Origin of the sequence: Xanthomonas sp. WCS2018Noco2-27, assembly GCF_031843525.1 — a bacterium.
Classification (GTDB): Bacteria; Pseudomonadota; Gammaproteobacteria; order Xanthomonadales; family Xanthomonadaceae; genus Xanthomonas.
Genome location: NZ_JAVTIK010000001.1, coordinates 348,690 through 360,762, shown reverse-complemented (window position 1 = coordinate 360,762; position 12,073 = coordinate 348,690). Strand labels below are relative to the sequence as shown.

Genomic DNA, 12,073 nt, shown 5'->3' with positions numbered 1-12,073 from the left:
ACAGCCGGCAGGCGCTTTTCCTGTGGAGCCGGCACCTAAGCCCTTGATCGGCAAGATCTGCAGGCCGTGGAACCGACAATGGGGCATGAGTATAACGGTGCCGTCGCTACGCTGCGGCTGGCCGTAAAAGACGAAGGGCGCCTAACAAGGCGCCCTTCGGTTCACACATGCAGCAAGGATCAGGCGTCGGATTCGACGATGACCTTGACCGAGGTTTCCACATCGGCGTGCAGGTGCAGCACAACGTCGTACTCGCCGACATTGCGGAATGCGCCTTCGCCCAGGATCACCTCGCTCTTTTCCAGCGGCAGGCCGGCGGCGGTGAACGCCTCGGCGATGTCGCGCGGGCCAACCGAGCCGTACAGCTTGCCTTCGGTGGACGCGTGCGCGCCGATGGTGACGCTGGCGCCTTCGAACTTGGTGGCACGGGTCTGCGCATCGGCCAGGATGGTGTTGGCCTTGGCTTCGTAATCGGCTCGCTTGGTTTCGAACGCTTCGACGTTGGCAGCGGTGGCCGGAACGGCCTTACCCTGCGGCACGAGGAAGTTACGGCCGTAGCCCGGCTTGACGCTGACCTTGTCGCCCAGGTTGCCCAGGTTGGTCACTTTCTGCAGAAGAATCAGATCCATGGTGGTGCTCCGTTATTCGTTAGCGCTGGCACTTTGGCCGAGGCAACGGGTGCTGTCCGAAAAGACGGGATTCGGGAATCGGGATTTGGGAATCGCAAGAGCACGATCAACACCGCATCTCGAATGACCGGTCTCTATATTTTGAATAACCCGCACATGGATGTGCGGGCTCTTCCGAGGGACTCGGATTAGACGTCGTGGTTGTCCGTGTACGGGATCAGCGCCAGGAAACGCGAGCGCTTGACGGCCGTCGCCAGCTGACGCTGGTACTTGGACTTGGTACCGGTCACGCGGCTCGGCACGATCTTGCCGTTCTCGGTGAGGTACTGACGCAGGGTGTTGAGATCCTTGTAATCGATCTCTTTGACGCCCTCGGCGGTGAACTTGCAGAACTTGCGGCGACGGAAGAACTTGGACATGACAGCGCTCCTTAAGCGGCTTCGGCGTTGTCGCCGTCGGTATCGGTGGCGGCAGGTGCAGCATCGCCTTCCTCGTCGTCACGACGACGACGCTCGCTACGCTCGGGCTTGTCGCCCTTCTCGTCCTTGCTCTTCATGATCAGCGACTGCTCGGTGTCCGGGCCATCGCGCTTGACGACCAGGTGACGCAGCACCGCATCGTTGAAGCGGAAGCTTTCCACCAGCTCGCTCAGCACGGCCTGGTCGACTTCGATGTTGAGCAGCACGTAGTGCGCCTTCACAAGGTTCTGGATCGGGTAGGCCAGCTGACGACGGCCCCAGTCTTCCAGACGGTGAATGGTGCCGTTACCGCCCTCGATCAGCGACTTGTAGCGCTCGATCATGGCCGGGACCTGCTCGCTCTGGTCCGGATGGACCAGGAACACGACTTCGTAATGACGACTCATGTTGTTTTACCTTTCGGATGTGGCCACGTGGGCCGGACAGCTCCCCGGTGGTCCGCGCAAGGCGGCCGGTGGAGCAAGGGTTCCCGCCCAGAACCGGGCAGGAAGCCGGAAAGTATTGCAGTTCAAGCGCTTACCCGCAACCGGGCACACTGCTGTGAAGGATTTAACGCCCCTCTCCCATCGGGAGAGGGGTTGGGGTGAGGGTGCGGAGGCGAAGCCCTAGCGACTTTCAACCGCGCTTGGCTTCGCCCCGTACCCTCGCCCCTTCGGGGCACCTTCTCCCGACGGGAGAAGGAAACACTCCGACGCTGCTTGGCTCACTCTTTAGATCAGCGGTGCTCGGCTTCGGTGGTAAAGCTTTCACCGCAACCGCACTCGGCGGTGGCGTTGGGGTTGCTGAAGGTAAACGTCTCGCTCAGCCCGTGCTTGCCGAAGTCGATGCAGGTGCCATCCACCAGCGGCAGGCTGGTCGGGTCGACAAAGATGCACACCCCGCCCTGCTCGAACACCGCATCGTCGTCGCGCTTCTCGCGCGCCAGGTCAGTGATGTGGCCCCAACCGGAGCAACCGGTCTTGGTCACGCCAAAGCGCAGGCCCAATGCACCCGGGGTCTGCTGCACGAAACGCTGCACGCGCTCCAGCGCGGCGGGGGTGAGGCTGATGGTCATGCGAGCACTCCAACACAATGGCGTCAAGTATAGGGGCCGACCGGTGGATCGGCATGCAGTCCAGATGGGGCCGGCCACACGGGCACGCAAGCCGTTGCGCCGCCACGCCTGTTCAGGTGCTCGCGCCAGCGCGGTCGCAGCCAGTAAACTCGCAGGCCATTCAAGGTCGCTACGGCGAGGAACAGTCATGACGGTGGTCAGCGTTGAACATGCGCTTGCGGGCAAGCTCCCCGACGGCGGCGAAGTCACGGTACGGGGGTGGGTGCGCACGCTGCGCGGATCTGCCGGACTGGCCTTCATCAACGTGACCGATGGCTCGTGCTTCGCTCCGATCCAGGTGGTAGCCAACGACACGCTGCCCAATTTCGACGAGATCAAGCGTCTGACCAGCGGCTGCTCGCTGATCGCCAAGGGTGTGCTGGTGAAGTCGCAGGGCAAGGGCCAGTCGTTCGAGATCCAGGCTAGCGCTGTCGAAATCGTGGGTTGGGTCGAAGACCCGCTCACCTACCCGATCCAGCCCAAGCCGATGACGCCGGAATTCCTGCGTGAAGTGGCGCACCTGCGCCCGCGCACCAATCTGTTCGGCGCGGTGACACGCATCCGCAACTGCCTGGCGCAAGCGGTGCATCGCTTCTTCCACCAGAACGGCTTCAACTGGATCAGCACGCCGATCATCACCACCTCCGACGCCGAAGGCGCCGGGCAGATGTTCCGCGTCTCCACGCTGGACATGGTCAACCTGCCGCGCGATGCCACGGGCAACGTGGATTTCAGCCGCGACTTCTTCGGCAAGGAAACCTTCCTCACCGTGTCCGGACAGCTCAATGTGGAAGCGTATTGCCTGGCGCTGAGCAAGGTCTACACCTTCGGGCCGACGTTCCGCGCAGAAAACAGCCACACCACGCGCCACCTGGCCGAGTTCTGGATGATCGAGCCGGAAATCGCCTTTGCCGACCTGGCCGAAGATGCGCGTCTGGCCGAGCAGTTCTTGAAGTACCTGTTCCGCGCGGTGCTGGACGAGCGCGGCGACGATCTGGCCTTCCTGGCCGAGCGCGTGGACAAGAACGCGATCAGCAAGCTGGAAGCCTTCATCAATGCGCCGTTCGAGCAGATCGATTACACCGAGGCGGTGAAGCTGCTGCAGAACTCCGGCAAGAAGTTCGACTTCCCAGTCGAATGGGGCCTGGACCTACAGACCGAACACGAGCGCTGGCTCACCGAAGAACACATCGGCCGCCCAGTGGTGGTGACCAATTATCCCGAGCACATCAAGGCGTTCTACATGCGCCTGAACGACGACGGCAAGACCGTGGCGGCAATGGATGTGCTGGCGCCGGGCATCGGCGAAATCATTGGCGGCAGCCAGCGCGAAGAACGCCTGGATGTGCTGGATGCGCGCATGGCGCAGTTCGGCCTGGATAAGGACCACTACAGCTGGTATCGCGATTTCCGTCGCTACGGTTCGGTGCCGCATGCCGGTTTCGGCCTGGGGTTCGAGCGCCTGGTGGTATACGTGTGCGGGCTGAGCAACATCCGTGACGCCATCCCCTACCCGCGCGCGCCGGGCAGCGCGGAGTTCTGAGTGAGCACGGAGGCGGCCACCGTCACGATGTATCGCCCGTTGGGGCCGGAGGAATACGCCCTGGTGCGTGACTCCGGCTTCCGCCGCTGGCCGCCACGATTGCCGGAGCAGCCGATCTTCTATCCGGTCACCAATCAGCGCTATGCCGAAGAAATCGCATCACGCTGGAACGTCAAGGACAGCGGCGTCGGCTATGTGGCGCAGTTCGATGTGCTCGCCGCGGTCGTCGACCAATACGCCATTCAAAAAGTCGGCGGCGCCCATCACACCGAGTGGTGGATTCCGGCCGAAGACCTGGACACATTCAACGAGGCGATCGTCGGCCTCATCACGATCATTGCCCGCTTCGATGCTCCGCCTGCCGAGTCCCGCACATGACCCTGTTCTTCGCGCTGTGTTTTGTCGGTGTCGCCGTTGCCGGGCTGACCGCGTTGCTGATCTTCTGGCCGCTGACCCTGGTGCACCTGCGCGACCGGCACTCTGATGTGTTGGCCAGCTTCGGCGACCCGGCCTTCATCAGCCCGACCGCGTGGCGCTGGTTATTGGCGCGCCGCTACCGCAGCTACCGCGACAGTGCGCTGTCCGGTCTGGCCACACCCGCCTGGCTGTCGCTGCTGACCATTTTTTTCGGCCTGGGCATGGCGGCCCTGCTCGGGCTGCTTTCCAAGGTACTGGCATGAATATCATCGACATCGACGCAGCACACAGCTCCGACGGCCGCGATCAGTGGTGGCTGGCCACCATCGGCCGTACGCTGATCTGGGCGCGCCTGCGCATCAAGGAAGCCGGCACTGCCGAAGTGCTGGACAGCGATGGCAAGACGTTGGCCTACGACAGCGAAGACACCGCACGTGCGGCCTTGTTCGATGCAGAATTCGTGGCATTGGACGGGCTGGACGAAGAAGATGCGCTGATCCGCGGGTTTTCGTTGCATGAGGTGTCGCCACCGCGCGGCGATAACGATGCCGACCTGCGCGAGCGCATGGTGGTGACCATGGGCGGCCGCGCCTGAGATGTACGCACCGCGCGCGTTCGCACAGACTGATCTGGCGCTGCTGGACTGGCTGCTGGCGCGTGACCCGTTCGTCACCCTGATCAGTCAGAGCGACGACGGACAACCAGCCATCTCGCACCTACCGGTGCTGTATCGGCGCGACGACCAGCAGGTCCTCATCGAGGGCCACTGGGCACGCCCCAATCCGCAAGCGCACCATGTGGGCGATGCAGTGATTGTCGTGCAGGGGCCGCACGCCTATGTGTCGCCGGGCTGGTATCTGGACAAGGAAGCGGCCGCGCGCGTGCCGACCTGGAATTACGCCATCGCGCATCTGCATGGGCAATGCACCGAGCTTGCCGATGAAGACGCGGTGGGCGAGTTGATCGGCCGAATGAGCACCCACTTCGAGCAACGCGTCGGCAGCGACTGGCAATTCGAGATGGAGCGCGACAGCCATCGTCGGCAATTGCGTGGGCTGATCGGCTTCCGCTTCGTGCCAAGCCGCATCGAACTCACCTTCAAGCTCAGCCAGAATCACCCGGCCGCTAATGTTGCGGCGGTAGCCGATGCGCTGGAGCAGCAACGCTCAAGCGATGCGCAGGACGTGGCCGCACTGATGCGCAATGCGTTGCGTGCGCGCCAGAGCTGATCGCCTTGTCATTGCGTTCGCGTTGCTGCATCACCGCTTTATGACCCGCCTCTGGCTTGTTTCCTCCCCGTCGTCATCTGGAATACTGCGCGCATGAACGAGCTCAACCATTTACTTGAAAACAACCGTGCCTGGTCCGAGCGTATCCGTCGCGAAGACCCGGAATTCTTCTCCAAACTATCGACGCAGCAGACTCCGGAGTATCTGTGGATCGGCTGCTCCGACTCGCGCGTGCCGGCCAATCAGATCATCGACATGGCACCGGGCGAAGTGTTCGTGCATCGCAATATCGCCAATGTGGTGGTGCATAGCGATTTGAACTGCCTGTCGGTGATCCAGTTCGCCGTCGATGTGCTCAAGGTCAAGCACATTCTGGTGGTGGGCCATTACGGGTGCGGCGGCGTGTTCGCCAGCCTGACCCAGAAGCGCATGGGCCTGGTCGACAATTGGATCCGCCACGTCACCGATGTGGCCGACAAGCACGAAGCCTGCCTGCACGATGCCGGCGATCTGCCGGTGCAGCATGCGCGCCTGTGCGAGCTCAACGTGCTGGAACAGGTGGTCAACGTCTGCCGCACCACCATCGTGCGCGATGCGTGGGAGCGTGGGCAGGAGTTGTGCGTGCATGGGTGGGTCTACAGCCTGCGCGACGGCCATGCGCACGACCTGGGCATGTCCATCGACCGCGCCGACCTGCTCCAGGAGCGTTACGACGCGGCACTGACGAAAATTCAGGCCGATCACGCCGAACGCTGAGTCGGCGCTGCATGTTTGACCGACCGCGGCGCCCATCGGCGTCGCGGTTGGCTATGCTGGAGGCCTTCTTCGCCGAGGAATGTCGATGCTGGTCCCGCCGATCAACCTGCATGCCTGGATCGAGCAATACCGCCACCTGCTCAAACCGCCGGTCGGCAACAAGTGCATCCAGCAGGATGGCTTCATCATCATGATTGTCGGCGGGCCCAACGCGCGCACCGACTATCACTACGACGAAGGCCCGGAGTGGTTTTTCCAGCTCGAAGGCGAGATGGTGCTGAAGGTGCAGGATGCGGGCGTGCAACGCGACATCCCGATCCGCGCCGGCGAGATCTTTCTGCTGCCGCCGAAGGTGCCGCATTCGCCGCAGCGCGCCGCCGGTTCGATCGGCCTGGTCATCGAGCGCGAACGCTTGCCGCACGAACAGGACGGGCTGCAGTGGTACTGCCCGCAGTGCAATCACAAGCTGTATGAGGCGATGTTTCCGCTAGGCAATATCGAAACCGACTTCCCGCCGGTGTTCGATCACTTCTATCGCTCGCTGGCACTGCGGACCTGCACGCAGTGCGGGCATCTGCATCCTGCGCCGGAGCGCTATGTTGCAGTCGATGCCTGAGTTGCGCTGGCGCCAGCGCATGCAATGCACACGCCGGTCGCACCCACACAAGCACGCAGCATGCTGCGCGCACTGATCGACCTCAAGCCGCGCGATGTGCCGCTGCGCGTGGCCTTGCGCAACACCGCAGCGGTCGTACTGCCGCTGGCAATTGGCGTGGCCACCGGGCATGTCGCCGCAGGCTTGGCGGTCTGCAGCGGCGCGCTCAACACGATGTTTTCCGATCAACCCGGGCCCTACCGTGCGCGCTTGCAACGCATGCTGATGGCGGCCCTGGCCGCTGGCCTGGCGGCCTTGTTGGGCGTGTGGGTGGGCCACAACACGCCTGCCCTGGTGATCGCCGGGCTGCTGCTCGGCCTGGGTGGTGGCTTGCTGGTGGCGCTGGGCCCGGTTGCGGCGCGGGTTGGCCTGACCAGCATGATCCTGCTGGTGGTAAGTGCCGACATGCGGCTGCCGGTGGAACAGGCGCCCGGCGTGGCCACCCTCATCTTTGCCGGTGGCCTGCTGCAGGTGTTGCTGGCCCTGGCGGCCTGGCCCTTGCAACGGTATCGCCCGGAACGCTTTGCGCTCGCCGACCTGATGCGCCAGCTGGCAGCAATCGCACGGCAACGCCCGGAAGCCAGCGCAGCACCGCCCGCAACCCAGGAAGTGCTGGATGCCATGGTGATGCTGCACGGCGAACACCGCTCGCGCGCGATCGCGGTGCAGAGCTTTCGCATCATTGCCGAGCTCTGCGACCGCGTGCGGCTGGAGCTGCTGTCGTTGGCCGATGCGGACACCCGCCTGACCGACTCGCAGGCACGCCCGGCGATCGAGCGCGTGCTCGAACGCAGCGCCATCGTGCTGGAGCAGCTGGCCCACACCATGACGGTCGGCGAGGATCCGGTGGCGGCCAACGCGTCGATGACCGGCTTCGACGATCTGGTCGGCGCGCTGGCACAGTTTCAGCACGACAACGCCGATACTCGCGAGCGCCGGCTGGTGCGGGTGGCGGTGGCCCGCGCGCAGGGATTGGGCGGGCAGTTGCGCGCGTTGATCCGCAACGCGCACTGGGCCAGCAGCCGCGGCGAAATCCAGGCGCAATTGGCCGAAGCACGGCTACCGGCGGCGCTGCGCCCGGCCGCGACCTGGGCGACGTTGCGGGCAAACCTGGATCTGTCGTCGGTGGCATTCCGGCATGCGCTGCGTTGCGGCGTGTGTCTGGCACTGGCCATCGCCTTCCAACGCTGGCAACAGATTCCGCACGGCTTCTGGATCCCGATGACCACCGCCATCGTGCTCAAACCGGATTTCGGCGGCACGTTCAGCTTCGGCGCCTTGCGCGTGGCCGGCACCTTCATCGGTTTGTTGGTGGCCACACTGCTGGCCCATTTTGCGATGGATGGCGCCGGTATCCGCATGGCCTTGCTGGCGCTGTTCTGCCTGGGCTTTCGCTTGCTGACTCAAGTGAACTACGGCATCGGCGTGGCGTTTCTCACCGGCATGCTGGTGCTGCTGCTGTCCTTCGAAGGCATGACGCCCGGTGAGGCGGTCGGTGCGCGGCTGCAGGCCACCGTGGCCGGCAGCGCACTGGCACTGATCGCCTACGCGCTATGGCCGACGCGCGAGCGCCGGCATATCCGCGCCTCGTTGGCGCAGTTGCTCACGGCCTATCGCGAGCATCTGCACAACCTGTTGCTGGGCCAGATGGATCGGCTGAGCGACAGCCGCGCCGCCGCACGCGTGGCGCGCACCAATGCGCAGGCATCGATCGAACGCCTGCGCGGCGAGCCACGCAGCCGCCGCAATCTGCACGAGCTCAAGCTGGCCGAATCGCTGCTGGCCAATGGCAACCGGCTGATCCGCGCCACGCTGCTGTTGGAGGCGGTGCTGCGCGATGGTCACCCGTTGCCATCGCTAGACGCACTGCCAGCCTTCGCCGATGACGCCGACCAGGCGTTGGCCGAGCTGATCGCGTGCCTGAGCAACGGCGGCACGCCGGCTGCGGCCACGCTACGCAGCGCCGAGCGCAAACTCTCCGACGCGTTGGCCACGCTGACGGATGGTTCGCCGACCACCGCCGCGCTTGCCGACACCATCGACCGCGTCACCGACAGCATCGGCACGCTCACCCATCTGCTGCGCCCTGCCCGACCGACCTCGACCGAGACGCCCGCGGTGCATGACGGCGCGCAAGGTGCCGGAAGGTAAACTGCGGCATCGATCCAAAGCACGCGAGCCCGATGACCACCGACCCGCTGTCCCGTTCCCACGCCGTGGCGCTGGATGCCGCCGACCCGCTGCGCAGCCTGCGCGACGCCTTTGTGTTCCCGCAGCACGATGGCCGGGACCAGACCTATTTCGTCGGCAATTCGCTGGGCCTGCAACCGCGTCAGGCACGCGCGATGGTGAGCGAAGTGCTCGATCACTGGGGCGCGCTTGCGGTGGAAGGCCACTTCACCGGCCCCACCCAATGGCTGACCTATCACCAACTGGTGCGCGACGGCCTGGCGCGTGTGGTCGGCGCGCAACCGGGCGAAGTGGTGGCGATGAACACCCTCAGCGTCAATCTGCATCTAATGATGGCGAGCTTTTATCGCCCCACGCCCGAGCGCGGCGCGATCCTGATCGAAGCCGGCGCATTTCCGTCCGACCGCCATGCGGTGGAATCGCAGTTGCACCTGCACGGGCTGGATCCGGCCACGCAGTTGATCGAAGTGGACGCCGATGAGCCCAACGGCACGTTGTCGATGGCCGCCATTGCCGATGCCATCGCCACGCACGGTTCGCGTCTGGCATTGGTGCTTTGGCCCGGCATCCAGTACCGCACCGGCCAGGCCTTCGATCTAGGCGAAATTGCGCGACTGGCACGCGCGCAAGGCGCTGCGGTGGGCTTCGATCTGGCGCATGCGGTGGGCAACATCCCGCTGACCCTGCACGACGATGGCGTCGACTTCGCAGTGTGGTGCCATTACAAATATCTCAATGCCGGACCCGGCGCGGTGGGCGGCTGTTTCGTGCACGCACGCCATGCCACCAGCGATCTGCCGCGCATGGCTGGCTGGTGGGGGCACGAGCAGCAGACCCGCTTCCGCATGGACCCGCAGTTCGTGCCCTCGCCCGGCGCCGAAGGCTGGCAGCTGAGCAACCCACCGGTGCTGGCGCTGGCACCGCTGCGTGCATCGCTGGAGCTGTTCGACCAAGCCGGCATGACTGCGCTGCGCGCCAAGTCCGAACAGCTCACCGGACATCTGGAACAGCTGATCCACGCACGCGTGCCACAGGTGCTGCAGATCGTCACCCCGGCCGAGCCGACGCAGCGCGGCTGTCAGCTGTCGTTGCGGGTGGCCGGCGGACGCGCGCAAGGGCGCGCGCTGTTCGAGCATCTGCATGCGGCCGGCGTACTTGGCGACTGGCGCGAACCGGACGTGATCCGCATCGCGCCGGTGCCGCTGTACAACCGTTTCAGCGATCTGCACACCTTTGTGGAACAGGTGGAAGCCTGGGCCGCCGGTTGAACGCCGCACGCTGACTGCATCGCTACCGGCCACGTGGCAGGCACACGCGAAACCCGCAGACGCCCACGTACACTCCGAGCGCGCCTTCGGCAACGCAGGCGCGCTATAGCCAACTGCTTCTTTCCTCACTTTTGCCGGCTCCCGCGTCCGGCCGCTGCCGGACATTGCATTGAGCCCCGTCTCCCCTCGCTCCCTGACCCTGATCGGCGCCGGCCTGGCCGGTTGTCTGCTGGCCATCCTGCTGTCGCGTCGCGGCTGGCAGGTCACCGTGTACGAACGGCGTGGCGACCCGCGCATCAAGGGCTATGAGTCCGGCCGCTCGATCAACCTGGCGCTGGCCGAACGCGGACGCTACGCGTTGCGTCAGGCCGGTGCCGAAGAAGCGGTGATGGCCAAGGCGGTAATGATGCGCGGCCGCATGGTGCACCCGATCGAGGGCGAACCGCAGCTGCAGCGTTACGGCCGCGACGACAGCGAAGTGATCTGGTCGATCCACCGTGCCGCGTTGAATATCGCCTTGCTGGATCTGGCCGAACAGGCCGGCGCATCGGTGCATTTTTATCGCCGGCTGCACACGGTCGATTTCGACGCCGGCTACGCGCGCTTTATCGATGACCGCGACGATCAGCCGCACGAGATCCACTTCCAGAGCCTGATCGGCAGCGACGGTGCCGGCTCGGCGCTGCGCGCGGCCATGCAGCGCAAATCGCCGTTGGGCGAGCGCACCGAATTCCTGGATCATTCGTACAAGGAACTGGAAATCCCACCATTGCCCGGCGGTGGCTTCCGCATCGAGCGCAATGCGCTGCACATCTGGCCGCGTGGGCGCTACATGTGCATCGCGCTGCCCAACGATGGCGGCACCTTCACCGTCACCCTGTTCCTGCCCAACGCAGGCAACCCGAGCTTTGCCACCACCCGCACCGGCGAAGAAGCGCATGCCTTGTTCGCACGCGATTTTCCGGATGCGCTGCCGCTGATTCCGCAGCTCGAAGAACACTGGGAAGAACATCCGCCCGGCCTGCTCGGCACCCTCACCCTGGAGCGCTGGCACCTGGATAACCGCGCCTTGCTGATCGGCGATGCCGCACACGCGATGGTGCCGTTCCACGGCCAGGGCATGAATTGCGCCTTCGAAGATTGCGTGGCATTGGCCGAGCAGATGGACGCGCACGACGATATCGGCAGCGCGTTCGCCGCGTTCGAAGCTGCACGCCGCGACGATGCCGCCGCGATCCAGCAGATGGCGCTGGAAAACTATCTGGAAATGCGCGACCGCGTCGGCGATGCCGACTTCCTGCTGCAGCGCGAACTCGAGCAGCAATTGCAGGCGCGCTGGCCCACCCGCTTCGTGCCGCACTACACAATGGTGACCTTTCTGCGCACGCGCTATTCGATTGCGTTGGCGCGCAGCGACATCCAGCGCGAAATCCTGGTCGAGGCCACGCGCGGGCACAGCGATCTGTCGCGTATCGATTGGGCAGCGCTGGAAGCGGTGGTGCACGCACGTCTGGAGCCGCTGGAAGGCGCGCACTGAGAGCGGCCAAGACAACGGCTGCGCTCACCACCAGGCGGGCGCGGCCAGTGCTCGGTGCGTTATCGACCATTCGTATCCGTTGGTCCTGAGCGCGCCGCCCACATCCACCTGACGACTGCTCGCCCTGTGGTGTTGGCCGCGCCAAGATCATGCTCAGGTTTGCGCACTGTGCGCAGACGCTCACGCCGCGCTCGCAACACACGCCAAACGCGGGCCCCGCATAGCAGCGCCTCCCCCAGCGCACAGCAGCGCCTCAGCGCGCCGGCGCTGCGATGAG

14 protein-coding genes and 1 other RNA gene are annotated in these 12,073 nt (G+C 64.8%); 11 read left to right on the top strand and 4 right to left on the bottom strand.

What is annotated here, in order from left to right:
- Positions 1 to 179: 179 nt before the first annotated feature.
- From rplI to RQH86_RS01585, 4 genes are all read right to left on the bottom strand, one after another.
- Positions 180 to 629, bottom strand: coding sequence for a 50S ribosomal protein L9 (rplI, locus tag RQH86_RS01600; RefSeq protein ID WP_055844660.1), 450 nt, complete (start codon positions 627 to 629; stop codon positions 180 to 182).
- 188 nt (positions 630 to 817) lie between these two features.
- Positions 818 to 1,048 carry a 30S ribosomal protein S18 gene (gene rpsR, locus RQH86_RS01595; protein ID WP_005991243.1) on the bottom strand — a complete coding sequence of 77 codons (231 nt, stop codon included), beginning with the start codon at positions 1,046 to 1,048 and terminating at the stop codon, positions 818 to 820.
- Positions 1,049 to 1,059: 11 nt separating this feature from the next.
- A complete protein-coding gene (gene rpsF, locus RQH86_RS01590; RefSeq protein ID WP_055844662.1) occupies positions 1,060 to 1,494 on the bottom strand; it encodes a 30S ribosomal protein S6 in 435 nt (144 codons plus the stop codon).
- A 329-nt stretch (positions 1,495 to 1,823) separates the two neighbouring features.
- Complete coding sequence (locus tag RQH86_RS01585) at positions 1,824 to 2,162, bottom strand: iron-sulfur cluster assembly accessory protein (RefSeq protein ID WP_055844665.1); 339 nt, start codon at positions 2,160 to 2,162, stop codon at positions 1,824 to 1,826.
- Between the two features lie 187 nt (positions 2,163 to 2,349).
- Between RQH86_RS01585 and asnS the strand changes: the two genes are divergently transcribed.
- The 11 genes from asnS (at position 2,350) to RQH86_RS01530 (ending at position 11,934) form a co-directional block, all read left to right on the top strand.
- Positions 2,350 to 3,744 (top strand): asparagine--tRNA ligase, encoded by a 1,395-nt coding sequence (asnS, locus tag RQH86_RS01580; RefSeq protein ID WP_055844668.1) that lies wholly within the window; start codon positions 2,350 to 2,352, stop codon positions 3,742 to 3,744.
- 27 nt (positions 3,745 to 3,771) lie between these two features.
- Positions 3,772 to 4,122: a hypothetical protein gene (locus RQH86_RS01575; protein WP_115514387.1), complete on the top strand. Its 351-nt coding sequence runs from the start codon at positions 3,772 to 3,774 to the stop codon at positions 4,120 to 4,122.
- Entirely contained in the window at positions 4,119 to 4,424 is a 306-nt protein-coding gene (locus tag RQH86_RS01570) for a hypothetical protein (protein ID WP_115527530.1), read from the top strand. The genes RQH86_RS01575 and RQH86_RS01570 overlap by 4 nt, the downstream gene beginning before the upstream one ends.
- Positions 4,421 to 4,756 (top strand): hypothetical protein, encoded by a 336-nt coding sequence (locus tag RQH86_RS01565; RefSeq protein WP_115512033.1) that lies wholly within the window; start codon positions 4,421 to 4,423, stop codon positions 4,754 to 4,756. The genes RQH86_RS01570 and RQH86_RS01565 overlap by 4 nt, the downstream gene beginning before the upstream one ends.
- Position 4,757: 1 nt before the next feature.
- Complete coding sequence (locus RQH86_RS01560) at positions 4,758 to 5,390, top strand: FMN-binding negative transcriptional regulator (protein WP_311238753.1); 633 nt, start codon at positions 4,758 to 4,760, stop codon at positions 5,388 to 5,390.
- Between the two features lie 93 nt (positions 5,391 to 5,483).
- Positions 5,484 to 6,146, top strand: coding sequence for a carbonate dehydratase (can, locus tag RQH86_RS01555; RefSeq protein ID WP_055844683.1), 663 nt, complete (start codon positions 5,484 to 5,486; stop codon positions 6,144 to 6,146).
- A gap of 85 nt (positions 6,147 to 6,231) precedes the next feature.
- Positions 6,232 to 6,762 carry a 3-hydroxyanthranilate 3,4-dioxygenase gene (locus RQH86_RS01550; RefSeq protein WP_115528254.1) on the top strand — a complete coding sequence of 177 codons (531 nt, stop codon included), beginning with the start codon at positions 6,232 to 6,234 and terminating at the stop codon, positions 6,760 to 6,762.
- A gap of 60 nt (positions 6,763 to 6,822) precedes the next feature.
- The gene (locus RQH86_RS01545; protein WP_311238752.1) at positions 6,823 to 8,952 is read left to right on the top strand and encodes an FUSC family protein; all 2,130 of its coding nucleotides are present in this window, start codon (positions 6,823 to 6,825) and stop codon (positions 8,950 to 8,952) included.
- Positions 8,953 to 8,984: 32 nt separating this feature from the next.
- A complete protein-coding gene (kynU, locus tag RQH86_RS01540; protein WP_311238751.1) occupies positions 8,985 to 10,259 on the top strand; it encodes a kynureninase in 1,275 nt (424 codons plus the stop codon).
- A gap of 169 nt (positions 10,260 to 10,428) precedes the next feature.
- A complete protein-coding gene (locus tag RQH86_RS01535; RefSeq protein WP_311238750.1) occupies positions 10,429 to 11,796 on the top strand; it encodes an NAD(P)/FAD-dependent oxidoreductase in 1,368 nt (455 codons plus the stop codon).
- Between the two features lie 65 nt (positions 11,797 to 11,861).
- Positions 11,862 to 11,934: non-coding RNA, sX9 sRNA (locus RQH86_RS01530), on the top strand.
- Positions 11,935 to 12,073 lie beyond the last annotated feature (139 nt).